The 23,616-nt window shown below is 59.2% G+C and carries 17 protein-coding genes and 4 tRNA genes; 7 read left to right on the forward strand and 14 right to left on the reverse strand.

The annotated features are described in order from the left end of the window. Positions 1-390: 390 nt before the first annotated feature. A complete protein-coding gene (locus tag F8C90_RS07780) occupies positions 391-1,848 on the forward strand; it encodes a helix-turn-helix transcriptional regulator (protein ID WP_170264603.1) in 1,458 nt (485 codons plus the stop codon). Between the two features lie 258 nt (positions 1,849-2,106). On the opposite strand, the gene F8C90_RS07785 is transcribed toward F8C90_RS07780, so the two are convergent. Beyond that, positions 2,107-3,159, reverse strand: a complete 1,053-nt coding sequence (locus F8C90_RS07785; protein WP_158049957.1) for a branched-chain amino acid aminotransferase — start codon at positions 3,157-3,159, stop codon at positions 2,107-2,109. A 337-nt stretch (positions 3,160-3,496) separates the two neighbouring features. On the opposite strand from F8C90_RS07785, the gene F8C90_RS07790 reads away from it, so the two are divergent. Beyond that, positions 3,497-3,584, forward strand: a tRNA-Ser gene (locus tag F8C90_RS07790). An 85-nt stretch (positions 3,585-3,669) separates the two neighbouring features. Here the strand turns inward: F8C90_RS07790 and F8C90_RS07795 are convergent. Continuing rightward, positions 3,670-3,885: a hypothetical protein gene (locus F8C90_RS07795; RefSeq protein WP_158049958.1), complete on the reverse strand. Its 216-nt coding sequence runs from the start codon at positions 3,883-3,885 to the stop codon at positions 3,670-3,672. Positions 3,886-3,951: 66 nt separating this feature from the next. Beyond that, positions 3,952-5,295, reverse strand: coding sequence for a citrate/2-methylcitrate synthase (locus F8C90_RS07800; RefSeq protein ID WP_158049959.1), 1,344 nt, complete (start codon positions 5,293-5,295; stop codon positions 3,952-3,954). A gap of 259 nt (positions 5,296-5,554) precedes the next feature. On the opposite strand from F8C90_RS07800, the gene F8C90_RS07805 reads away from it, so the two are divergent. The 3 genes from F8C90_RS07805 to F8C90_RS07815 all read left to right on the forward strand — a co-directional run bounded on the left by F8C90_RS07805 (position 5,555) and on the right by F8C90_RS07815 (position 8,629). Further along, a tRNA-Arg gene (locus F8C90_RS07805) sits at positions 5,555-5,631 on the forward strand. A gap of 250 nt (positions 5,632-5,881) precedes the next feature. After that, entirely contained in the window at positions 5,882-7,234 is a 1,353-nt protein-coding gene (locus tag F8C90_RS07810; protein WP_158049960.1) for a magnesium transporter, read from the forward strand. 3 nt (positions 7,235-7,237) lie between these two features. After that, positions 7,238-8,629, forward strand: coding sequence for an NRAMP family divalent metal transporter (locus F8C90_RS07815; RefSeq protein WP_158049961.1), 1,392 nt, complete (start codon positions 7,238-7,240; stop codon positions 8,627-8,629). A 324-nt stretch (positions 8,630-8,953) separates the two neighbouring features. Here F8C90_RS07815 and F8C90_RS07820 read toward each other — a convergent pair whose 3' ends face one another. Beyond that, a complete protein-coding gene (locus tag F8C90_RS07820) occupies positions 8,954-10,624 on the reverse strand; it encodes a Na+/H+ antiporter NhaC family protein (protein ID WP_158049962.1) in 1,671 nt (556 codons plus the stop codon). Between the two features lie 150 nt (positions 10,625-10,774). Between F8C90_RS07820 and F8C90_RS07825 the strand changes: the two genes are divergently transcribed. Next, entirely contained in the window at positions 10,775-11,356 is a 582-nt protein-coding gene (locus F8C90_RS07825; RefSeq protein ID WP_170264604.1) for a 5-formyltetrahydrofolate cyclo-ligase, read from the forward strand. Positions 11,357-11,488: 132 nt separating this feature from the next. Here the strand turns inward: F8C90_RS07825 and F8C90_RS07830 are convergent, their stop codons facing one another. From F8C90_RS07830 to F8C90_RS07875, 10 genes are all read right to left on the reverse strand, one after another. Then, positions 11,489-13,063: a sodium:solute symporter family protein gene (locus F8C90_RS07830; protein ID WP_158049964.1), complete on the reverse strand. Its 1,575-nt coding sequence runs from the start codon at positions 13,061-13,063 to the stop codon at positions 11,489-11,491. 376 nt (positions 13,064-13,439) lie between these two features. After that, positions 13,440-14,018 (reverse strand): DUF2798 domain-containing protein, encoded by a 579-nt coding sequence (locus F8C90_RS07835; protein ID WP_158049965.1) that lies wholly within the window; start codon positions 14,016-14,018, stop codon positions 13,440-13,442. Positions 14,019-14,235: 217 nt separating this feature from the next. After that, the gene (locus F8C90_RS07840; RefSeq protein WP_158049966.1) at positions 14,236-15,477 is read right to left on the reverse strand and encodes a phenylacetate--CoA ligase family protein; all 1,242 of its coding nucleotides are present in this window, start codon (positions 15,475-15,477) and stop codon (positions 14,236-14,238) included. Positions 15,478-15,845: 368 nt separating this feature from the next. Beyond that, on the reverse strand, positions 15,846-17,468 hold the full coding sequence (locus F8C90_RS07845; protein WP_158049967.1) for an S-layer homology domain-containing protein: 1,623 nt from the start codon (positions 17,466-17,468) through the stop codon (positions 15,846-15,848). Positions 17,469-17,472: 4 nt separating this feature from the next. Then, positions 17,473-18,081 (reverse strand): indolepyruvate oxidoreductase subunit beta, encoded by a 609-nt coding sequence (locus F8C90_RS07850; RefSeq protein ID WP_158049968.1) that lies wholly within the window; start codon positions 18,079-18,081, stop codon positions 17,473-17,475. After that, positions 18,074-20,014 (reverse strand): thiamine pyrophosphate-dependent enzyme, encoded by a 1,941-nt coding sequence (locus F8C90_RS07855; protein WP_158049969.1) that lies wholly within the window; start codon positions 20,012-20,014, stop codon positions 18,074-18,076. Before F8C90_RS07855 ends, F8C90_RS07850 begins: the two co-directional genes overlap by 8 nt. A gap of 55 nt (positions 20,015-20,069) precedes the next feature. Beyond that, positions 20,070-21,890, reverse strand: a complete 1,821-nt coding sequence (typA, locus tag F8C90_RS07860; RefSeq protein ID WP_158049970.1) for a translational GTPase TypA — start codon at positions 21,888-21,890, stop codon at positions 20,070-20,072. A gap of 93 nt (positions 21,891-21,983) precedes the next feature. Further along, on the reverse strand, positions 21,984-22,535 hold the full coding sequence (locus tag F8C90_RS07865) for a J domain-containing protein (protein WP_158049971.1): 552 nt from the start codon (positions 22,533-22,535) through the stop codon (positions 21,984-21,986). Between the two features lie 211 nt (positions 22,536-22,746). Beyond that, positions 22,747-22,822, reverse strand: a tRNA-Ala gene (locus tag F8C90_RS07870). A 78-nt stretch (positions 22,823-22,900) separates the two neighbouring features. After that, positions 22,901-22,977, reverse strand: a tRNA-Ile gene (locus F8C90_RS07875). A gap of 94 nt (positions 22,978-23,071) precedes the next feature. Here F8C90_RS07875 and F8C90_RS07880 point away from each other — a divergent pair. After that, on the forward strand, positions 23,072-23,569 hold the full coding sequence (locus tag F8C90_RS07880; RefSeq protein WP_158049972.1) for a bifunctional nuclease family protein: 498 nt from the start codon (positions 23,072-23,074) through the stop codon (positions 23,567-23,569). Positions 23,570-23,616: the final 47 nt, after the last annotated feature.

Genomic DNA, 23,616 nt, shown 5'->3' on the forward strand with positions numbered 1-23,616 from the left:
CTTAGCAATCATAGGCGGATGACGCGGAAACGGCCCCTCCCGGGGCCGTTTCAGTTCCAGATCGTTGTTTTCGCCCGCTGAGCTGGGCCTATGCCGGAATCTCTCCCACAGAAACCACCGAAGAGCCCCAAAATGTCCCCCTTGAAAAGGTTGTTCACGATATCGCAACCGTTCACCTCGTTTTCACCTTATATAATGTCGCTCAGAGGAAAGTTGTTCAATCTGTAGCAGGAAAGGCATTTTATGAACACCATTGCGAAAAATACCTTTATCGCGATGGTTTCGCTCGCGCTCTTCTACTTCATTTTTCTCGAGAGCAACTCGTTTTACCTCTCAAGCATGTCGTCCTTTTCGCTTGAGTCAAAAATCGCTACAACGATTGTCCCTATAATGGGACTCAATGCCCTGGGATTCCTCTGCTATCCGCTCTACAGCTTGAAGCTTTCTCGAAGAAAGCGGCGAGGCACGGCTCTCGTTTTCGCCATCCTCTGGATCGTCTGCCTCATCATCGCGGCAACAGTTTCTTCGCCCATCGCCATTGTCGGAGCTGGCTACCTTTCGTTTTTCATTATGGGCGTACTCGGCGGCAACGCCTATTTCGGTGTGGCGATGATGCTCGCGCAGAGCAATCGACTGATTACGAGTGTCGCGCTCGCGCACGCCGCAGGAATCCTCCTCCATCTGATTTGCTTTCACATTCCGCTGGGAAGGGCGGGAGACGCTGCTTTGCTAGGCCTCGGCATCATCGCCTTCTCGCTCGTGGCGCTCTTCGGCTGGCCATCGCTTCAGGTACCCCGCGAGGGGGCAGCGGTGGACCGCATGGGCAACCCGATATATCCTCGCAAGATTCTCGATCTTCAGGGAGCCGTCGCACCGCCCAATCTTCAGGAACCGCGAGGGTTCGCTATCCAGCTTGTCGCGCTTACCATTCTGCTCGCGGTGCTATTTAACGTCCTCAACAGCGTAACTTCACTCGGAACCCCCTGGGTCAACCAGTACGCCGAAGTCTGGCCGCGACTTGTTGTTGCGGTCTGCGGAGTCGCTGCAGGCGTTTTCTTCGATATTGATCGCCGTCGCCATATGGGAACGGTGGTTCTTTGCGTCGCATTCCTCGCAATGGCCGCAGCGCTCGCCGCGGGGTCAGGCTTGAATATCACGGTCTGCCGCGTTGTGTTCTACGCAGGATCGGGGATCTTCGCCGTTTTCTACCTATCACTGTTCATCTGGCTCGCGGCTTATATGCGAGTTCCCCAACTTTGGGCGGGAATGGGGAAAGTTATCAGCAACGTTGTCGCGCTGGTCGTCACGATTCCTTCGGCCGCCCTCGCGCAAGCCAATGACCAGGCGCTCACTTCGCTCGCCTTTGTGCTGTTCGCGGCTGTTCTCATCTTGATGACGCGCGCAGGAATGCTCGCCCCCGACTATGAAGAACGCATCTCATCGTATTCCGAAAAATCAACAGACGCCGAAGAAACGCCCGACCATGAGAGTGCGGAGAAGCCCGACCAAGAATCCCCCGAACAGGCTTCCCCGCGAAGCCCCGAGGAGGCCCTTGCGGCGTTTTGCGAATCGTATGGACTCACGAAGCGGGAAAGCGACGTTCTCGCTGCAGTGGTCTCGGATGAGCGGCCGCTCAAGCACGTCGCAGCAGAGCTGGGCGTGGGCTTGCGCACTGTTCAGCACCATCTCACCTCGCTGTACAAGAAGACGGGCACCCAAACGCGCACCGGCCTGACCGCGCTTTTCATCGAGGAGTCGCAAAACGGCGCGCAAGCAAGGGAGAGCCACGAGGAGCAGCCCAGCGAGGCAACGAGGGGAGCGAGCACAGAAGGTGCCAGCGGCGAATAACGCAACCTGCGAAAGTTCCGCATCGTAAACGACCCTCCCCCTTCGCAAGGAATCGGCGAATTGCTTACGCGGGGATTTGGAAGTTTTGCTTCTCTTCAGCGTCGGAAACTTTTTTCGCATGTGCCAGCGCTCGGTCTCGAGGATGCCGGAGCGTCATCACGGAATCAATTCCCCACTAAAAAAGCCTGACGGCATTAACCATCAGGCCTTTCATTTTGGAATCAGTTGGGTCCGAAGCGTGTTCGCACCCGTTTCGCGCTAGCCGATCTTGCAGACCCAGCCGTGCTTGTCCTCGAGGGCGCCGTCCTGAATGCCCGTGAGCGTTTCGCGAAGCTTCTTCATCACCGGGCCGATCTCGGTGCAACCAGCAGGGAAGACAACTTCTTGGTCGGCGCCGTTGACCTTGTTGTCGATCTGACCGACTGGGGAGATAACCGCCGCGGTGCCGCACAGGCCGCACTCAACGAACTCGCCGCCAGCGACTTCTTCCCAAGTGACATAGCGCTCGTCGACCGTCATGCCCAAATCCTTCGCAACCTGAACAAGGCTGCGACGCGTGATGGAAGGCAAGATGGAGTCGGTGTGGGACTTCGGCACCACGAGCGTGCCGTCCTCCTTCACGAACAGCACGTTTGCGCCGCCCGTTTCCTCAACGTAGGTGCGCGACTCGGAGTCGAGATAGAGGTTCTCGGCATAACCGCCGCGGTGCGCCTCCATCGTCGGGCGCAGCGACATGGCATAGTTCAAGCCCGCCTTGATGTTGCCCGTGCCATGCGGTGCGGCGCGGTCGTACTCGGAGACACGCAGCTTGATCGGCTTCAGGCCGCCCTTGAAGTACGGACCGACCGGCGTGACCAGGATGCGGAAGGTGTACTCGGGAGCCGGGGCAACGCCGATGACCTCGCCCGAACCGATCATGAACGGACGCACATAGAGCGTAGCACCCGAACCAAACGGCGGCACCCAAGCGGCGTTCGCACTCACAACGGCCTTCACGGCCTCGACGAACTTGTCCTTCGGGAAGCCGGGCATCTCGAGACGCTCGGCAGAATTGAACATGCGCTCGGCGTTCATGTCGGGGCGGAAGCAGACGATTGAGCCATCTTCGGTGGTGTAGGCCTTCAGACCCTCGAAGACCTCCTGGCAATAGTGGAAAATGCCCGCACACTCGGAAAGGTGCAGGTCGTGATCGGTAGTCAGGCCACCCTCGTCCCATTCACCATCTTTCCAATGCGCTTCAAAGCTGTAGTCGGTCTTATGGTAGCCGAAATCGAGGCTGCCCCAATCCAGGTCTTTTTTCTCGACGGTCATCGTTTGCTCCTCATAAATACTGGCGCGAATTCATATACGCATTTTGCACGATACAACGAACTTTAGCCGCGTAAAGCAAAATTTGCCGAACGGACATATTGAACCGCTATGAATTGCAATGATAAAGCGAGCGTGGCGCAGGGCGTCCCGAGCGCGGGCGAAGGCGAGACGCTGGGGGGCGGGAGCGCAAAGGCGGGGGGCGCCGCCGCGGACGCTGAACGCGGGCCGCGGGGCGCAAGACGAGGCGCCGCCGGGACGCAAGCGTCCAAAGGAGACTTGGAGAATTCCGACAGATGGCGCCGCATCAATCAAGCACCTGATATAATCTGGTCTCACTGGAGGAATGGCCGAGTGGTTGAAGGCGGCAGTCTTGAAAACTGTTGAGCCGCAAGGTTCCGTGGGTTCAAATCCTACTTCCTCCGCCAGGTCAACACACGCCCGAGGCTCTCGGGCGTTTTTCATGCCCTCAACGCAGATGGGCCCCACTTGTCGCGAGACCCATCCGTGAGGCTACATCTCAAAGGGAACGCCGTCGCGTTCGCACTGCAGCTTCTTCTTGCGCATTTGGCAGATGGAAACGGCTTTGCCGTTGTAGATGTTCATCTGCTTGTAACCGCAGTTTCCATAGCCGCTGCAAGCACGGCATTTCAGCTGATCGAGCGTGAACCCGTCGAGGTCCTCGTCGGTCATGAGCCGCACATTGCCCTTCGGAAATTTCGGCGGCATGCGCACCTCCTCTCCCTCTTCCAACTCCTCCTGATAAGGGCATTATAGCGCCCTTACCAACAAAAACTAGCGCTCGGAGATCGGCGTGTACGGACGGCTTCCGCTGCGCGTGCTCTTGTATGCCGGGCGGATGATGCGCTTACCCGCAACGATCTCCTCAAAACGGTGCGCAGCCCAGCCCGCCATGCGGGCGCAGGCGAACAGGGGCGTGTACAGGTCTTCCGGAATCCCCATCATGGAGTACACGAAGCCAGAATACATATCGATGTTCGCACACATATCTTTCTTCGTGCCGCGCTCGCGCAGAATCACCTCAGGCGCCAGGCGCTCGATGCTCTCGAGGAGCCGGTATTCCGCTTCGAATTCCGTTCCCTCGGCGAGCTTCTTCGCATACTTCTTGCAAATTATGGCGCGCGGGTCGGAGAGCGTATACACCGCATGTCCCATGCCATAGACCAGGCCCGACTTGTCGTAGGCCTGCCTGTTCACGATCTTTGCCAGGTAGTCGGCGACCTCGTCGTCGTCTTCCCAATTCGCCACATGCTGCTTGATGTCGGCTTGCATGGCCCTGACCTGGTGGTTCGCGCCGCCATGTTTCTTTCCCTTAAGAGAGCAGATGGCCGCCGCATACACCGAGTAGGGATCGGTGTCGGCCGAGGACATGACGCGCGTGGTGAACGTGGAATTGTTGCCGCCGCCGTGCTCGGCGTGCAGACACAGCATGACGTCGAGCATGCGCGCCTCTTCCGGCGTGAACTCGCGATTGGGGCGAAGCATCGACAGGATGGTCTCGGCCGTCGATTGACCAGGGATAAAGCGATGCATGATCATGGAACCATTGTGGTAGCGCGCCTGCTGGGCGTAATAGGTAAGGACCATCATGCGCGGCACGCGCGACATGAGGGAAATTGCCGTATTGATCTCGTGCTCGGGAGAGCGGTCCTCCGCGTCGGGATCGTAGGCATACAGAAGAAGAATCGAACGGGCCAGCACGTTCATGATGTCAGGCGGGGTGTCCTTCAAGATCATCGATGCGGTGAAGCCATCGGGCAGCTCGCGCTGCGCATCGATAGCGGCGATGAAGGTGTCAAGCTGGTCTCGCGTGGGCAGCTCACCGAGAAGGAGCAGGTAAGCTACCTCTTCGAAGCTGAAACGAGTCGTGGAGCTCTCCTCGCCGAGCAGGTCGGTGATCTCGTAGCCGCGCAGGCGCAGCGAGCCCTCGTCCGGCAGCTTGTCGCCATCGGAGAGCAGATAGCCGTGCACGTTCGAGATGTTCGTCATACCCGCGAGCACGCCGGTGCCATCGGCATTGCGCAAGCCTCGCTTCACGCGGAACTTCTCGTAATAAGATGGGTCGATGCAATTGATTCTCTCGAACTGCTTATAGAGATCGATACGCTCGTCGTTCATGCGCGTCACCTTTCATTCTCGTTTCACCATGATAACGCCTTGCAGCGCTTGACCGCTCATCGCTCCCGGGATTCGGTAAATCTGCGCGAGAAGTAACCTAGGCGCAGTAAGGAGAAGAGGACACCTCGGAAAAAGCGACGGTAATAAGTAAGACGAAACGGCCTCACGAGCAGGCGATTCGATTTCGCTCCCATTTTTTGAAAAAAGTTGTTGACACCTTCCTCATCCACTGGCATAATATCCGTTGCTGTTTAGAAGTGCGCCATTACCTCAGCTGGATAGAGGGACTGACTACGAATCAGTACGCCGGGGGTTCGAATCCCTCATGGCGCACCATTTCAGCTTATTACTCCGCAACGATTGGGTCACCAACACGTGCGGTTTTTTTATTGTTGGAGGAAAGGTCCGTACTTGAAGGTTCGAAAACATAAGCCTCACAGTATGTAACCCTTCGGCTCCCCGCGTCGGCAGTCGAGGGTCGACTGCAATGCGCCAGGCCTGACAAAGATTTTACCTGGGAATATTCTCCTAAGTGGTACGATTCCAAAGCACGGCCTAACGGCGCATCAGAACGTAAGGGAGCGCCATGCTTTATCTGTCCCAAATGCTGGGGAAGCCTGTTGTGGATTCCGCTGGCGAGAAAATCGGCACGATCTCCGACCTCGCGATTTCAACCGGCGAGGTCTTTCCCCGCATCACGAGCCTCGCCTTCCAAGGGCCGGGCAAAGTCCCCTTCATGATTTCCTGGCGAAAGTACGTCGACGAGTTCGACGGCGAGGGCATCAAGCTTTCCGTCGATTCGCCCGACATCCGCTTCAGCTACTTGCAGCCCGACGAGGTGCTTCTCGCACGCGACCTCATGGATCGACAGATCGTCGACACCCAGGGGCTTAAGGTCGTGCGCGTAAACGACCTTAAGCTCTCGAAATCGGGCACGCAGCTGCGACTGCTCGGCGCCGAAGTGGGCATTCGCGGCATTCTGCGAGGCCTTGCCCCCTGGCTCGAGCGCGCCGTCGTATCCGTCGCGAAAACCTTCCACAAGCAAATCGACGAGCGCATTATCGCCTGGAACTACATGGACCTGCTCGACCGAGACCTCTCGGAAGTACAGCTGTCCGTCACGCACAAGCGCCTCGACGAGCTGCACCCCGCCGACGTGGCCGACATCTTGGAGCAGCTCGATCCGCAGCAGCGCGCGAACGTCTTTAAACACCTCGATGAGAGCCAGGCGACCGAGGCCATCTCGGAGATGGAAGACGAGTACCAGGCCGACTTCATCGAGGATCTCGACGACGCCAAAGCCGCAAACGTCCTCGGCAACATGGACCCCGACGACGCTGTCGACATCGTCCGCGACCTCTCCTATGAGAAGGCCGAAGCACTCTTACGTCTGATGGGTGTGGAAGACGCCGCCGAGATTCGCCGCCTTTTGGGATACAAGGACGGCACCGCGGGCGGTATGATGACCACCCAGTTCGTCGCCGTGCCGGAAACCTTCACCGTCCGCGAGACGATCGAAGTGCTGCGCGAGCTGCCCGAAGAGCACCCGACGGTCCACTACGTCTACGTCCTCGATGAATACGACAAGCTCGTCGGCGTGCTGTCGCTGCGCACCCTCGTCTTGACCGACGACAGCAAGGTGATGCACGACATCATGTACACCGACCTCATCACCGCCTCCCCCGACGAAACGGAAGACGACGTGGCGGCGGACGTCTTCAAGTACGACCTCCCCGCAATGCCCGTCGTCGACGAGCGCGGCAAGCTTTTGGGCATCGTCACCACCGACGACGCGTGGGATGCCATCGAAGACGACGTGAGCGGCGACAAGACAAAGAAGAGCGTCCTGCTCGGCCTGGGCGCCACCGCGGCGGCTATCCTCTTTTTGGTACTCTACACGCTCGTGCTGTTCCAGATCATCGGTTACTCCTGGAGATAAGCCATGGTGTTCGGAAAGAAGAAAGCAGACGCCGCGAGGGGTACGGCAAAGACCCTTGCCCCCATCCCCGGCAAAGCCTTCGGCGTCAGCGGCAAGCAGAAGAAGGCGACGGGAGCAGCACTCCCCGGCAAGGCGAGCGTTTCAGAAACCGACAGCCAGGACGGCAAGAAGAAAAATCGGCTGCTGCTCATCCTCGCAGCGATGGGCCCCGGCATCGTCACTGCCATGGCGGGCAACGACGCGGGCGGCATTTCGACGTACTCCACGGCGGGCGCGAAGTTCGGCTTCACAACGCTGTGGGTCATCCCCATCATGTGCATCCTGCTCATCGTGGTGCAAACGACCGCAAGCCGCATGGGCGCGACCACCGGCAAGGGCTTTGCTGCGCTCATCCGCGAGCGATTCGGCATTCGTCTCGCGGCACTGGCCATGTTCGCCCTGCTCGTCGGCAATGTTGCCACCACATTCTCGGAGTTTGCCGGCATCGCATCGGGCATGGAGATGTTCGGTGTCTCGAAGTACGTCTCCGTTCCAATCGCCGCGGTGACGGTCTGGCTGCTCATCGTCGGCGGCAGTTACAAGCGCGTGCAGAACGTGTTTCTCGCGTTGTCGTTCGTCTTCGTGACCTATATCATCGCGGCAGTGCTCGCCCAGCCCGACTGGAACGATGCTCTCACCTCGACCGTCGTTCCACAGGTTACAGGCGGCGTGAGCTGGATATCGCTCGTCATCGCGATGATCGGTACGACGATCGCCCCGTGGATGATGTTCTTCACGCAAAGCAACGTCGTCGAGAAGGGCACTACGACCAACGAGCTCTTCGAGCAGAAGATCGACGCCGTATCGGGAACCATCGCCGCCTGCCTCGTCGCATGGTTCATCATCGTGACCACGGGAGCTGTGCTCTACCCGCAAGGCATCGAGGTCGACAGCGCCGAGGCGGCAGCACGCGCGCTCGCCCCGTTCGCCGGGCAATACGCCGAAGCGCTCTTCGCCATCGGCCTGGTCGCAGCCTCGTTCCTTGCAGCCTGCGTCTTGCCCCTCACCACGGCTTTCGTTATCTGCGAGGCATTCGGCTGGGAAGCAGGCGTGTCGTTCAAGTGGCGCGAAGCGCCCATGTTCAAGAGCATCTTCACGTTCGTCATCATCATAGGCGCCGTGGTCGTGCTCATCCCGAACGTCAACCTCATGGGAATCATGCTCACGGCCCAGTTTGTGAACGGCATCATCCTGCCCGTGCTCCTCGTGTTCATGGCCATCATCGCCTCGGACAAGCACATCATGGGGGCCTTCAAGTCGGGCCGCCTCTCGCAGATCCTCATCTGGGTGACGGTCGCCATCGTGACCGTGCTCACCGTCGCGCTCCTCGTGATGCAGGTGCTCGGCATCGAATAGAGCGAGCGGCCCCGAGCAGGGACGTCAGGCGTACCAACTCATTTCTAGCAGAGCCCTTGCTTGCTCCCTTTGAGGCGAGAAGTTCCATCCCCGCAAGAAGTGAATCCCACCAATCGGGAAGGGCTGGCAGCGCAATTGCCATCGCACCGATATCTCGTTTAATAGGATTATTTTTCGATAGAATTGTTCGCACTTTTAATATTCAGCTATAAGATTATTCTCCCTTACGCAGATAAAACAAGAATGGCGGCCCCCTCTCGGAAACCGCCATTCTCGCATAGCCTTTGGGGCGCGCCCCTCAAGCCGCTATTTGCCAATGAGAAGCTATGCCGTCTCGCCCTTCTTCACGCCGAAATTCAGCTTGTGAAGCGTAATCACTGCAACGACGATGATGACCGCACCGAGCGCGAGCGAGATCCACGGATTGCCCGTGAAGCCAGCCACGATGTAGCCGATGAAGCACGTGATCATAACGAGCGTCGCGTAGGGAATCTGCGTGGCAACGTGGCGCAGGTGGTTGCACTTTGCGCCCGCAGAGGAGAGGATCGTCGTATCGGATATCGGCGAGATGTGGTCGCCATAGACTGCACCTGCGAGCGTCGAGCCGACGGCCACGAGGAACAGCGGGTCGTCGGTGGGGAACACGCCGATCACAATGGGAAGGATAAGCGCGATCGTGCCCCAGGAAGTGCCCATGGCGAAGCCGATGAACGCCGCCACCAGGAAGATGATCGCAGGCAGAAGGGTAAGCCCCACGCCAAGCCCGTTCAACACGCCGCTCACAAACTCGCCCGTTCCCAGCAGATGACGGCACAGGCCGCCCAAGCTCCATGCCAGAACGAGGATCATGATCGCGCCGACCATCGAGCGCACGCCTTCGGAGATGCCTTCCACAAAACCCTCGAGCGTCGTGAGCTTACGGGGCAGGAACATCGCAGCCGAAACCACGAGCGCCACACAAGATCCGATGCACAGGCCCGTCACCGGGTCCTCGCCGACAGCGGTAGCGAAGTCGACGCCCTCGAAGAAACCGCCCACGTACATCATGCCGAGAATCGAGAACACGATCAGCACGACAATGGGGACGATCAGGTCGAACACGCGGCCATTCTCGGAGATGTTGAGTCCCTTGTACTCGTCGATCGCGCCCGATGCTGCGTCGTCGATGTCGGCCTCCTCGGTCACAACCGAAGGCACGCCCGGATGATCGCCTTCGTATGCTTCGACGTTTTTCTCGGGAAGACGGGTCGTCGAAACCGCCGCAAGGGCGCTTCCCTCGCGCGGAATGTCGTCGACGTCGTGCCCCTGGGCGCAGGCTTCCTCAGCCGCGCGCATCGAACCGTAATCGAGCTTCGTGATCAGCATGAAGAACACGAAGAAGACCGTGAGCAGGGCATAGAAGTTGTAAGGGATGGACTGAACGAACGTCGAGAAGCCGTCTTCTCCCAGATAGCCGCCCACGGCAACCGCCCAAGAAGAGACCGGCGCAATGATGCACACAGGCGCCGCCGTGGAGTCAATGATCCACGACAGTTTCTCGCGGCTGATATGGAAGCGGTCGGTGATGGGACGCATGACCGCGCCGACCGTAAGACAGTTGAAGTAGTCGTCCACGAAGATGAGGATGCCGAGAACCGCCGTGAGAATCGAGGCGAGGCGCGCGTTCTTCACGTGCTTCGACACCCATTCGGCGTAGGCGCGCGAGCCGCCGGCGATCGCGATGACCACCGTGAGCGCGCCCAATAAGGCAAGGAACAGCAGCAGCGCTCCGTTGTCGGCAATCTGCGTCGCCATCATTCGTGGAACCATGGTGAACGCCGCGATAAACTGATCGACGCCAACCCCCGCGAGAGTGAACTGGTAGATCACCATGCCCATAAGTACGCCGATGGTGAGCGACGAGTACACTTCCTTGGTGATGAGCGCGAGCCCGAGCGCCAAAAGCGGCGGCACGATTGACCAAGCGCCCGTACTGATAAGGTCGAAACCTTCCACAGGAACCCCTTCGTTGTGAGCTGATACTTCCCCTGCATAATTGCAGGCCGTTTCAGTATGCCTTGATTTTTCGGCTGCGGGGTCCACATGTGCGTTTTTTTCGGAGAATGTAACAAGGTTTGCGAGCACTCTATACTTGCAGGCATGGATATGAAGGAAGAAACAAGGCGCCTCGTCATCGCGCGTCGTAACGCTATCCCCAGCGACGAGCGCATCGCTCGTAGCGAGAAGGCATGCGAAGAGCTCGAGCGGTACTTCGGCCGCACGGTTGCATCCGAGTCACGCATCGCCGCCTACCATGCGCTGGGAAGCGAGGTGGACATCGCCCCGTTCGCGAAAAGCGTCCGCTTGCATGGGTGGACCTGCGCCTTTCCCGTCATGATGCGAGACGATAACGACGCCAAGGCCCGCATGACGTTTTGGGATGTCCCCCTCGACGGCACGCGGCGCGCCTTCTTCGACAAACCCGCCCGCGCCGTGACCCCCGACGATCCCTCACTTGCCGATTGCATGCCATGCGATCCGCGCGAGATCGACGCCGTTGTCGTTCCGATGGTCGCCTTCGATGCGGGCAACATGCGCCTCGGCTATGGCGGCGGCAACTACGACCGCTTCCTGCGCGAGCTTCGAAGCGACGCTGCCGTGTGCGGCATCGCCTTTCGAGAACAAGAAGTCAAGGCTGTGCCGACCGAGCCGCACGATCTCGCCTTGCCGAAGATCATCGTCGCCTAAACACAAGAGGAGACCGCCGAAACGAACGGTCTCCCCTTCCAAAATCAACTTGAAGCGCGCGCCCTTCAGCAGGGGCCTTCAGCAGGCATTCGACAGCGGGAGCTCGAAAGCGTGGCTTCGCAAGCGAGAAGGCTATTCCGCAGAAGCCGCTTTCGCTTCCTTTTCCTTTTGCAAATGCAGTTCGCGGACGTACTCGCGATCGATTGCACCCTCCGCGCTCGGCGGGTTCACGTTGAAGGGCACCGGCTTGGTGACAAGGCTCACCAGCGGCACGATGACAAGCGAGAGTATCATCGCGATGGCACCGCAGTTGATGGGGCTCGCGATAAGCGGCGTGCCCACGAATCCCATGATCATGTTGCCGGTCGTGAGACCCACACCCACGATAAAGCTCGCCCATACGGCGGCCTTCGACACGCGGCCCCAGTAGAGGCCCCACAGGAAGGGACCGAGGAATGCGCCGGCGAGCGCGCCCCACGAGATGCCCATGAGCTGTGCGATAAACGTAATCGAGGAGTGGTACTGCACAAGCGCGAGGGCCGCCGAGATCACGATGAACACGATGATGAGCACGCGCATCGTTGAGAGCTGTCCCTTCTCGCTCATATTCTTCACGACGTTACCCTTGAGCACATCGAGCGTCAGCGTCGAGGAGGACGTGAGCACGAGCGAGGACAAGGTCGACATGGAAGCGGAAAGCACGAGCACGATGACGATGCCGATGAGCAGATCAGGCAGGGTAGAGAGCATCGTGGGGATGATTGAGTCGTAGATAGGCTGACCGTTCGCTCCCATCTCGACCTGGCCGGAATACAGGCGACCAAACCCACCCAAAAAGTAGCTGCCGCCCGCGACCACGAAGGCGAACAGCGTCGAGATGATAGCACCCTGTTTCACCGCGGGGCCGCTCTTGATGGCGTAGAACTTCTGCACCATCTGGGGAAGTCCCCAAGTGCCAAGACTCGTAAGAATGCACACACCCAAAAGGTTCAGCGGGTCGGGGCCGAACATGCTCACGAACGGGCCCGCCATGTCAGGCGCCAAATCGGAGGACATCTGCGAAAGCTCGGTGATTGCGGGCATAAAGCCGCCGTTGTTGAACAGGACGGCCACAATGACGGCGATGATGCCGACCAGCATGACGATTCCCTGCAGAAAGTCGTTCATCACCGTGGCCATGTAGCCGCCAACTACGACGTAGATGCAGGTCACAACTGCCATGCCGATAACGCACCACTCGTAGGGCAAGCCGAACGCCATACCGAACAAACGGGACAGGCCGTTGTAGACGCTCGCCGTGTAGGGGATGAGGAAGACGAAAATGATGGCCGCGGCGGCAACGCGCAGGGCCTTCGAATCATAGCGGAGGCCGAAGAACTCCGGCATCGTGGTAGCGCCTAGGCGATGCGTCATCTCGCGCGTGCGCGGGCCGAGCACCCACCAAGCAAGCAGGCTACCGAGAATCGCGTTGGTGATTCCCGCCCAGAATGCGGCGATGCCGTATTTCCACCCGAACTGACCAGCGTACCCGACAAAGACGACAGCCGAGAAGTAGCTCGTGCCGAACGCGAAGGCGCTCATCCAAGGGCCAACGCTTCGCCCGCCGAGCACGAAGCCGTCAACGCTTGCCGTCGAACGGCGGCAGTAGATGCCCACGCCCACGGCAACGCCGATGAAAATGAGCACCATGCATAGTTTTGCGATCATTGCTGTTTCCTAACGATTCTCAAAGGGTTTCACGTGAAACGTTTTCCTTTACCGAGTTTGAACAGGGAAAACATGGGAGGCGCACACGACGCGAGACTTTCCTTGCCAACCTGCGCGCCCATGCGCGCAACAAGCCAGGCCTCGTGTGCTAGAGATATCGATAGGAATAATAATAGTAGAGGGGTGCAGAAAAGACATCGGTCGCAGCCGATGCAACAGTGTGCGCAATATGTCCCTCACCAAAATTCATGCGGCTACTTTATCACACTATAGCGCTCGGAAAGGCGGGGAAATCGAAAACCCGCCTTTTTGAGCGAGGTTTGCCCACCGACGCACAGCCCCTCTCTCTGCCGCGCGCGGGAACAGCCACGCAACATCAGAACTTCTCGCTAAACACCAAACGGTACATCTTCCTTGCCAGAGGACCGACAAGCGCCACATTTGCGGCAAGAGCAGCAGGAAGAGTTGTCACGTACGTGAAAGCCCACAGCGGCAGCAGGTCTTGCGAGATGCCAACAGACAGGAGAGAAGCGAAGAACGTCATGAAGGGAACCATTGCGTTGACCTTGCAAAACGGAATGATATGCGAGGCGATCCATCCAGAAGGAGACGCTATTTTCCGAACAAGCGGCATCAGCACGCGCTTCGCAATGACATCGCCAATCGTAAGGGAGACAGCAAACGCGATCGGCCAGCGAAGAAGCATTCCGGAAAGCCAGTCGAAAAGGGTGAAATTGAACCAGGTGTGCAATGCAGTGTTATACAGGCTCATGAGCGTTACCATGCCGCCCGTCATGAACAGCGTAAAGGCAAGCTGCTTGTGAAGCGGCCGTTTTTTCGTGGAGGGTTTTGCAACAGCGACATCACCTGTCGCATTTTCGTCAACATCAGGTGCGGGAACAGGAACAGCGGCGCCAAGGCGCACACTGCTTGAAGGCATGCTCAAGTCAGTCATGTGCGTACATCTCTCTTAATCTTCAGTTGGGTGGATTTCGATTCTTAGAATACCAGAGCGCAAATCAGATGAGAGCGATTCACGAAACAGCCTGATTCGTCGCGGCAAACGGGGCGATGCGGGAAATCAACGGAAAAGACCCCGCCGCTCGCCATCGGTAAACGGCGTGCGACGAGGTCTTTCGTAATCAATAAAAGAAACTATTCGATCCTACCCTTTAGTAACGGCTGTCGAAGATGCGCTTGGTCTTCTTCTCGCTACGCGGCAACTCGCCGATGGGCACGCCCTTCGCCTCGGGGGTGCAGCCGATCTTCGCCTTGAAGATCGCCTCGAGCTCGCGCTCGCACTTATCGCGGTCCTCGCCCGTAAGCGCAGTCTCGAACAGGAGCGTGATAACATCGCGGCCGTTAATCGCCTCGATCATCATCTGGTACTCGGACGAGGTGCCCTCCGTGAAGTTGATGACTTCCTCGATCTGCGCGGGGAACATATTGCATCCCTTCACCTTCACCATGTCGTCGGTGCGGCCGACGATGGTGTCGATACGCGGGTGATGGCTACCGTATTCGCAGGTGCAGGCACCGGGAATGATACGTGAAAGGTCGTGCGTGCGGTAGCGGATGAGCGGCGCGCCCTGCTTGCGCAGCGTGGTGAGAACGATTTCCCCCACCTCTCCGTCGGGCAGCACCTCGCCCGTCTTCGGGTCGACGATCTCCACGTACACGAAGTCTTCCCAAACATGCATACCGTGGTGAGCCTCGCAGGAGATGCCGATGCCCGGGCCGTAAATCTCGGTCAGGCCATAGATATCGAAGATTTCGATGCCCAGCTCGTTCGCGATGCGGTGACGCATCTTCTCGCCCCAGCGCTCGGAACCGATAACGCCCTTCTTCAGGTCGAGCTTGTCGCGCAGGCCGCGCGTGGATATTTCCTCGGCGAGCAGAAGCGCATAGCTCGACGTGCCGGTGATGACCGTGGAATGCAAGTCCTGCATCATCTTAAGCTGCTTCTCGGTGTTGCCGGGACCCATCGGAATCGCCATGGCACCTAAGCGCTCGCAGCCAAGCTGAAAGCCGATACCCGCGGTCCACAGGCCGTAACCTGGGGTAATCTGGATGCGGTCGAGATTGGTGATGCCCGCGGTTCGGTAGCAGCGCTCGAACTGGATTGCCCAATCGGTCACATCCTGGGCAGTGTAGGGAATGATGACCGGCGTGCCCGTCGTACCCGAAGAACTGTGGATGCGCACGACTTCCTCATCGGGAACCGCCTGAAGCCCAAGCGGATACACGCGGCGAAGGTCGTCCTTTTCCGAGAAGGGAAGCTTCTCGAAATCCTCCTGCGTGCGCACGTCAGAGGGATCGATGTCCTTGAATTTCTCAGCGTAAAAGGGAGAGCAATCTTTGATGGTGGAAAGCTTGGTGGTAATGAGCTTGAGTTGCTCGTCGGTCATTTGCATGATGGTCCTCTTCTCATGACATGGTCGCATTTCGACGCGATCGAAATGCATTGCGGCGCAGCAAATGCTGCAAAACTGAGAGGCGCTTCAAGATCGTTGCGAAAATAGCCCAGAATGCTTTAAGGCTCGCTTACGAGTCTTGAAGCTAGAGCCATCGACCAGCCAACGCGTTGCGCGCGGCTACGGAAAGGAGGATGTCGGCTGAGTTCGTCATAAGCCCATTGTAGGCGAACGACACGCGATTTCAAGGGCAAGGGCCGTTTTGGTCGAGAGGGGGATTGGGCCGCGAGCCCGAACGACCCTTCGAGCCATGCGCCCGCCCTCGCACCGTACGAACTTTGCGTGCCGCGTTAGCGTCGTAACGCCTGCTACTTCGCGGTTGTCGTTTTCGCGTTATCGAGCGCTTGCAGCATGCCCATCATCCTTGCGCGCGTAAAGCTCACCTTCGAGTCGGCCGCTTCCGCTTTGGTGACAATCCCTTGCTCGCAAGCCCAATCGAGGGCAACTTTCTCCTCTTCCTGGGAAGAAGGCTTCGAAGGGGTTTCCCACTTGGTATCCTCGCCCGAAAGTGTGAGCGCCCGCGATGCTTCGCTCGACGCATCTTCTACAAGATAGGCATAGCGCAGCATAGCCAAGCAGATTTCCTGAATGGTGATCTTATCTTCGGCGCGGAAGTTGTTCCCCGCCGCAATTTCATCGTCTTCCAGCCACCGCACCGCGTCAGCGCAAAACGAGTCAGCACTGACGTCACTCGAGGGATCGTCAAAGTAATCGTAGCGCAGGGGCAACATGCCCGGGCGCCCCGCATAACGCCAGAAGAACTCGGCCGCTTCCGCGCGAGTGGTACTGTTTTCGGGGCGGAACTCATTGTTGCCGCTCGCCCCCACATGCGCCACATTGCGCGAAAGGGCCCACTCGATCGCCGCAGAACTGGAAGGATCCGCCAGCACGTCGGTATACATCTGGTCGACCGTGGCGTTTCGAACCAGAATGCGAACAGAATGCTCGACGAAGGTGAAGGCGTAGTCGGTATACAGCTCATCGTCTGACTTTTTGGGCTGGTCAGACACACAATAATCGTACACAACGTCGTACGCGCGATTGCCGCCGAAGTTGATCAGGTTTCCCCATGCTGTGCAGTTCGTAACCTGGAAACCCTTCGCGCGGCGCGCCCCGACGCCATTCAAGCGATAGAGGGATTGATGCTCGAAGAAGAACCCAAACTTCGTGTTCGCCGACGATGTGCAGTTCTCGATGACCATCGACTCATCTTCGGAAAGACCCACGCCCACGCCGAATCCCGAGGCACCGAAGGAATCCTCCGTGGCGTTCTTTCCGCAACCGATCGCCGAGCAATCGCGCATCACGCAGTCAACGGGATAATCGGCGCCGAAGCCCGTACCGTCGGTGTTGCGTACCTCGACACGTTCCCACGTGCAGCCGCGGAACAGCTTGAAGAAAAACCCCTTGCCCGAGGCGTTGTACCCACGAAGCGACCCCTGCGTGCTCTCGCCGTCGATGGTGAAGTCGTAGAACGAGGCGTTGTCGAGGTAGCGGCGGTCGTCGAAGCCGTCGTAGTAGAACATGTCGATACCATGAGGGGCCTCACCGGTCATGGCGTAGCGGCCGAGCGGCTTGAGAATTGTCGCATCCTTGCCGCTTCCCCGCACCTCGACGTTGTCACGCATCTCGACGACGCAATTGCCCTCATCGGTAGCTTTCATCCACGCAAAATAGAACGTTCCCGGACCCAGATGCACCGAACCGCTCTTCTTCGAGGCGTCGTCAATCGCCTGTTGGAGAAGCGCCGAATTGTACGCGGCTTCCTCTTGCCCCTCCCTCAGGGGAATCACATCGAGAAACGCAGCCGTCTGCTCGGCGTTTGCGCCCTTGCCCGTCTTCGAGCACGCGGTCATGACGCTGGCGGCGGCAGCCGAAGTCGCGCAAGCGAGGGAAGCGATGAACGCACGGCGGGTGAAGGGGCGAGACATGCGATTACTCCTTGCTTTCCACCAGGTCGATCGCCGCAAGGTTCAGCTCGACGAACCGAGGCTTCACGCATGCGCGAATCGCGTCGCGCAAATCGTCGAGCGAAAGCGGCAAATGTCCCGTTTTAAGTGCAAAGGCAAGAAGCACAGTATTGAGCGCCTTCCTATTTTCCACCTGGGATAACACGGCCTCATCATCGACGAGGACGAAACGGGCGGGCGCTTCGGCACTCCCATTGAGGCGTCCCCTCAACGAGGCAATCGTCGCCTCGGCAAGGTACGGCTCGATCGAAAGGGCTGCCGTGATAGGCTGGATGGACGTGGTCGCGCTCACCATCACGCCATCGGGCGCAAGGTAGGGAAGCACCCGCGCGGCCTCGGCCGGCTCGAACGCGATGATCATGTCGGCGGTGCCTTTCGCAACGAGCGGAGCGATTACTTCCTCCCCGTTATCGCCCATACGAACATGAGAGACCACGCTGCCGCCGCGCTGGGCCATACCGATCGTCTCGGCAGTGCGAACCTGCCATCCCTTTGCCTGGGCCGCCTGCGCGAGAACCTTCGCGGCGAGGACCGTTCCCTGCCCGCCAACGCCAGTCAAAAGCACGTTACGCATGGGGCGCCTCCTTCTCCTCCGCGTTTCCCGGCAGCTCGATCGCCTTGAAGGGGCACACCTGAATGCAAAGGCCGCACCCGTTGCACAACGAGGCATCGACGAACGCCTGGCCGCGATCTTTGCTCTTCGCGCCCTTGCGGGTCTGGTCGAAGCCCAAGCCAGGGCAGCCGATTTCGGTGATGCACTTCTTGCATCCCGTGCACGTGTCGGTGTTAACGCTCACAGACTCTTTCGGTTTCACCAGCTGAACGCAAGGGGACTCGAACAAAATGGCCGAAGGACCCTCGAAGTCGATTGCGCGCTTCGCCGCGCGGGTCGAGCCTTCCAGGTCAAGCGGGTCGGCATGGACAATGCATTCCACGCCGAGCGCCTTAAGCACCGCCTCGATGCTGATAGGCTTGCGATGCGGGCCCATGAGCGTCACACCGGTCCCCGGGTGGGGCTGCGACCCCGTCATGGCGGTCGTCGCGTTGTCGAGCACGCAAACGGTGATGTCATGGCCGTTATAGACTGCGTTCGCGATGCCCGTGAGGCCGCTTGCGAAGAACGTCGAGTCACCGACGAAGGCGAGCTGCTTCTTGTCGGGCTCCACGACGGAGAATCCCTGAGCCATGGTGATTCCCGCACCCATGCACAAGCACGTATCGACCGCATCGAGCGGCTTCGCGTTGCCGAGCGTGTAGCAGCCGATGTCGCCGCAAAGCACGGCGGGGGTCTTCCTCAACGCGCGCTTCACCGCGTAGAAGCTACCCCTGTGGGGGCACCCGGCGCACAGCACCGGCGGACGAACGGGCAAGGGCTCGTCGAAGGGAGCCGGCACTTTCAGGGACTCGCCCAAAGAATCGGAGAGGCCGAAGAAGCTGGCCAGACGAGTGATTGCGTCGTCAACGTCGTTTTCCCCGCGATCGCGCGTGTCGCCCGTCAGTTTGCCGAGCACTTCAAAGCTCGCGTGGGTGCGGCCCGCGCGCACGGCAAGCTCGTCCTCGATCACGTGGTCGAGCTCTTCGAAAACGATGATGCGGTCCAGGCCGCAAGTGAACTCATCGGCAGCCACGACGGGGAAGGGGTACGGCGTCCCTACCTGCCAGAAGCGGTAAGAAGGCATCTGTACGCCCTGTTCCCCGCAAAGCTCCTCAAGCCGGCGAAGGGCTTCGCGGACATAGGATGCCGAAACGCCGCCCGCTGCAACGCCGAGGCGCAGCGGCATGCTCGCGTCGCCGCGCTGCTCCTGCGGATTGAAGCTCGCGAGGGGCTCGTTTTGCGCGTAATCCTTCGCGATGCTGATAAGGCGCTCGTTAATTTCCCCGTGACCCTCAAAGGCGCGGCGGGGGAAGATGACCCAGCGGGAACTGCGCTCGAAGCCCTCTTCGGGAATCGGCTTCGCGAAGGTTTCATCCTCCACCTCGAAAAACGTCGATGCATGGCAGATGCGCGTCGTCGGGCGGACGATGACGGGCGTCCGATATTTCTCGGAGAGGTCAAACGCGGCCTTCATCATGGCGAAGCCCTGTTCGGGTGTTGCAGGGTCAAGAACAGGAACCTTCGAGAACGCCCCGAAACGGCGGGTATCCTGCTCCGTCTGTGAAGAGATGGGGCCCGGATCGTCGGCGACAAAGAGCACGCAGCCGCCCTTGATCCCGACGTAGTTCAGACTCATCAGAGCGTCGGAGGCAACGTTTAGCCCAACCTGCTTGCAGGTGAACAACGTGCGTGCGCCGCAGTACGACGCACCCGCAAGAAGCTCGAGCGCCGCCTTCTCGTTCGTCGACCATTCCACGTGAACGCCATGAGCCTTGCCCGCAGCATGCAGCTTCGCGACGGTCTCAATCAGTTCAGACGACGGCGTCCCGGGGTATCCCGCGACAACCCGCACCCCCGCCTCAAGGGCGGCGTGGGCGAACGCTTCGTTGCCCATCAACAGTTTCTTCGACATAGTCCCGCCTGACTCAAAAACCATTCCGCCGACCTCGCGGCCGGCGGAATTCCCCCTATTTCTTAGCTGCCTTCTTGCGGTCGACCGCGGAGAGAAGGCGCTTTCTCATGCGCACGTTCTGCGGCGTGATCTCGACGAGCTCGTCATCGGTGATGTATTCGAGCGCCTCTTCGAGCGTGAAGGTGCGCGGAGGAGTGAGCTGCACGGAGATGTCGGAAGTGGAGGAGCGCTGGTTGCCCAGGTTCTTTGTCTTCGCGACGTTCACCACCATGTCGCCCGGGCGAGCGCTTTCGCCGACGATCATGCCCTCGTAGCACGCGTCACCAGGAGCGACGAACAGCGTGCCGCGCTCCTGCAGCGTGCCAAGCGCATAGGCGACCGCCTTGTCGGTGCTCATGGAGATCATCGCGCCGTTCTTGCGGCCGCCGATGTCGCCCGCGTAGGGACCATATTCCAGGAACGTGTGATAGAACACGCCGTCGCCGTGGGTGACATTGAGGATGCGGTTCTTAAGGCCCATGATGCCGCGGGTCGGAATCTTGAACTCAAGATGCGTGACCAGGCCCGACGCGTCGAGGGAGACCATCGTGCCGCCAGCGGTGCCGAAAATCTCGATAACCTTGCCCGAGTACTCTTCGGGACACTCGACCACAGCCTGCTCGATCGGCTCGATCTTGTTGCCGTTCTCGTCCTTCTTGAACAGAACGCGCGGACGGCCCACCTGCAACTCGAAGCCCTCGCGACGCATCGTCTCCATCAGGACGGAAAGATGGAGAATACCGCGGCCGGAAACCTCGATGCCGGACTTGTCCTCAAGCTCTTCGATCTTCATCGTCACGTTGTTCTCGCGCTCGAGCATGAGGCGCTCCTTGAGCTGGCGTGCGCCGACGATATCGCCTTCGCGGCCGACGAGCGGGGAGGTCGACGGCTCGAACACGATGGACAGCGTCGGCGGATCGATCTCAATCGGATCGAGGGCGATGGGATTCTCGGGGTCGGTGTAGACGTCGCCGATGTCGGTGCGCTCGATGCCGACGACAGCTCCGATGTCACCCGCTTCAACGACGTCGCATTCCTTGCGGCCAAGGTAGTCGAAGGTGAACAGCTGGCGAACCGTCGCGGTCGACTGGGTGCCGTCATTCTTCACGACGAGGATGGTATCGCCCGTATGGATGGATCCGGAATACACGCGGCCGATGCCGATGCGGCCGACGTATTCGGAGTGATCGATCGTCACGCACTGCATGGCAAGCGGACCATCGGGGTCAACCTCGGGCGCGGGCATGTCGTCGAGAATCATGTCGAGCAGCGGATACATGTTGTCGTTGTCGTCGGCGGGGTCAAGGCGGGCGAAGCCGTTCATGGCGCTCGCGTACACCACATGCTCCATGGCGAACTCGAGCTGCTCGTCGTTCGCGCCCAGGTCGGCCATCAAATCGAGGCAGTCGTTGTACGCCTTCTCGGGGTCGGCACCGGGGCGGTCGATCTTGTTCACAACGATCATGATCGAAAGACCCGCCTGGATAGCGTGACGCAGCACGAAGCGCGTCTGGGGCATGGGACCCTCAAACGCGTCGACGAGAAGCAGCGTGCCGTCAGCCATCTTGAGGACGCGCTCGACCTCGCCGCCGAAGTCGGCATGGCCAGGAGTGTCGATGACGTTGATCTTCACGCCCTTGTACTCGATGGAGATGTTCTTCGCCAGAATGGTGATGCCGCGCTCGCGCTCCTGGTCGTTGGAGTCGAGCACGCGCTCCTCGACCTTCTGATTCTCGCGGAAGGCATCGGTCGCGCGCAGAAGCTTGTCGACGAGGGTTGTCTTACCGTGGTCGACGTGAGCGATGATGGCGATGTTGCGAATGTTCTCTTGTTTCACCTGTGTTCCTTTTTCTACAATCTACCTGCCTGTTTGCGTCTTCTCTTCGACTGTTTCACGTGAAACCCCCGAAGGGAAGACGCATCTTCTTCCTTACCCTATCTCGTCAAGACGCGCGAGGAGCTGCTTCTTCTCAGCGGCGAGCTCGTCGAGGTGATCGTTGAGGATGCTCGCGGTTTTCTGCGCGCTCACCACTTTCACGATGCCCCACACCGCACACGCCACGCCGATGCTCGCGACAACGGCGAGCACGCCGAGCTTGCGCCCGAATACGAGTGCCACCAAAGCGCCGATGCCCGCCATCGCGAAACCGCTGCGACGCTCGTCGAGAGCGACGTCGCGCTGCGTGAGCAGCTGTTTGCGAGCGGCGGAGATGCCCGCAAGGCGAGCGTTGAGTTCCGCTTCCTCGGCAGAAGAGGCGACCGTTCCACGAGCACGCGTGGAGGACCCCTTCCCGCTTGTCAACACCTCATATGCTTCCTGAAGGTTTTTGAATTGCTCGGTGGCCCGCTCCTGAAGCTTCTTGTTCGAAGCAAACCGATCCGGATGCAGAATCTGAGCCGTCTCGCGGTATGCCGCCTTCACTTCTTCGGACGCGGCGTCCGCAGAAAGCCCCAGCAGGCGCAGTGCCTCGTTGCGGTTCATCTTCCTCCTTCAATCATGACGCTTCATTGTACAACGCGAGAAGGAGATAACATGAAAGCCCCTTGTAAGAAGCATATATCGGTCGGTCACCGTCAATTGCGATTGAGTTGCAGCAAAGCCCGCAGAGTTGTCCAACCCTCACGGGGCTCAATCACCACCGAGCAGAAATAAAAAAATCGCCGGTCGATTGTTCGACCGGCGATGGAGTTGATGGTGGAGAATAGGGGGATCGAACCCCTGACCTCAGGCTTGCAAAGCCCGCGCTCTCCCAGCTGAGCTAATTCCCCGAATGACTTTTACCTCATGATATTAATAAACGCTCCACCGGCTAACTCGGCTCACGGTGGAGCGTTTATCGCAAATCATGGTGGGCCCGAATGGATTTGAACCAGCGACCTCACGCTTATCAGGCGTGCGCTCTAACCAACTGAGCTACGGGCCCTTGAAAAGTGCCTGATTATAGTAACCCGACGACCAGATATCGTCAACCCATAATCTGCTAGAATTTGAAAAAAATTTTTGATTGAGGAGACGGCATGATCCCTTTGAAAGTTCTCACCCTCATCGTTTTGAATTCCATGCAACCAGCAGCCCTGGTCATGGAGCCAATTGAGGAGCATCAGCGAACGAAATCGCGCATCGTGCCGGTATGGGTCGGGCCCGCTGAAGCCATGCAGCTCGGCATGGCTGTCGAGCACATGAGGACCCCGAGGCCCCTCACCCACGACCTCATGCTCGATGCCCTCACCAACCTCGACGCGCGAATCGATCACGCCGTCATAAACGATGTGAAGGGGACGACCTTCTTCGCGAAGCTCTATTTAAAGCAAAGCGACCGGATGATCGAGCTCGACGCCCGGCCAAGCGACGCCATCGCGCTGGCCATACGCGAAGATGCACCCATCTACATCGACGAAAAGACCCTCGATAAGGGAAGCTACCCTTACATCATCAGGGAAGACGCATCCGAAAGCGAGATAGAGGAGTTCCATAGCTTCCTTGAGAATATCTCCCCTGAAGACTTTCAAGCGTAAACGCTGAAGGGGAGTCCCTCCAAAGGAAGGGAAGTCCTGCCACAGGA

The organism is Ellagibacter isourolithinifaciens (assembly GCF_008831035.1).
GTDB lineage: Bacteria > Actinomycetota > Coriobacteriia > Coriobacteriales > Eggerthellaceae > Ellagibacter > Ellagibacter isourolithinifaciens.

What these genes read in the sequence shown, in the direction of transcription:
- F8C90_RS07780 (WP_170264603.1), top strand. Translation starts at nt 391, where the DNA reads ATGGGACTCAATGCCCTGGGATTCCTCTGCTATCCGCTCTACAGCTTG.
- F8C90_RS07785 (WP_158049957.1), bottom strand. Translation starts at nt 3,159, where the DNA reads ATGACCGTCGAGAAAAAAGACCTGGATTGGGGCAGCCTCGATTTCGGC.
- F8C90_RS07795 (WP_158049958.1), bottom strand. Translation starts at nt 3,885, where the DNA reads ATGCCGCCGAAATTTCCGAAGGGCAATGTGCGGCTCATGACCGACGAG.
- F8C90_RS07800 (WP_158049959.1), bottom strand. Translation starts at nt 5,295, where the DNA reads ATGAACGACGAGCGTATCGATCTCTATAAGCAGTTCGAGAGAATCAAT.
- F8C90_RS07810 (WP_158049960.1), top strand. Translation starts at nt 5,882, where the DNA reads ATGCTTTATCTGTCCCAAATGCTGGGGAAGCCTGTTGTGGATTCCGCT.
- F8C90_RS07815 (WP_158049961.1), top strand. Translation starts at nt 7,238, where the DNA reads ATGGTGTTCGGAAAGAAGAAAGCAGACGCCGCGAGGGGTACGGCAAAG.
- F8C90_RS07825 (WP_170264604.1), top strand. Translation starts at nt 10,775, where the DNA reads ATGAAGGAAGAAACAAGGCGCCTCGTCATCGCGCGTCGTAACGCTATC.
- F8C90_RS07830 (WP_158049964.1), bottom strand. Translation starts at nt 13,063, where the DNA reads ATGATCGCAAAACTATGCATGGTGCTCATTTTCATCGGCGTTGCCGTG.
- F8C90_RS07835 (WP_158049965.1), bottom strand. Translation starts at nt 14,018, where the DNA reads ATGACTGACTTGAGCATGCCTTCAAGCAGTGTGCGCCTTGGCGCCGCT.
- F8C90_RS07840 (WP_158049966.1), bottom strand. Translation starts at nt 15,477, where the DNA reads ATGCAAATGACCGACGAGCAACTCAAGCTCATTACCACCAAGCTTTCC.
- F8C90_RS07845 (WP_158049967.1), bottom strand. Translation starts at nt 17,468, where the DNA reads ATGTCTCGCCCCTTCACCCGCCGTGCGTTCATCGCTTCCCTCGCTTGC.
- F8C90_RS07850 (WP_158049968.1), bottom strand. Translation starts at nt 18,081, where the DNA reads ATGCGTAACGTGCTTTTGACTGGCGTTGGCGGGCAGGGAACGGTCCTC.
- F8C90_RS07855 (WP_158049969.1), bottom strand. Translation starts at nt 20,014, where the DNA reads ATGTCGAAGAAACTGTTGATGGGCAACGAAGCGTTCGCCCACGCCGCC.
- F8C90_RS07865 (WP_158049971.1), bottom strand. Translation starts at nt 22,535, where the DNA reads ATGAACCGCAACGAGGCACTGCGCCTGCTGGGGCTTTCTGCGGACGCC.
- F8C90_RS07880 (WP_158049972.1), top strand. Translation starts at nt 23,072, where the DNA reads ATGATCCCTTTGAAAGTTCTCACCCTCATCGTTTTGAATTCCATGCAA.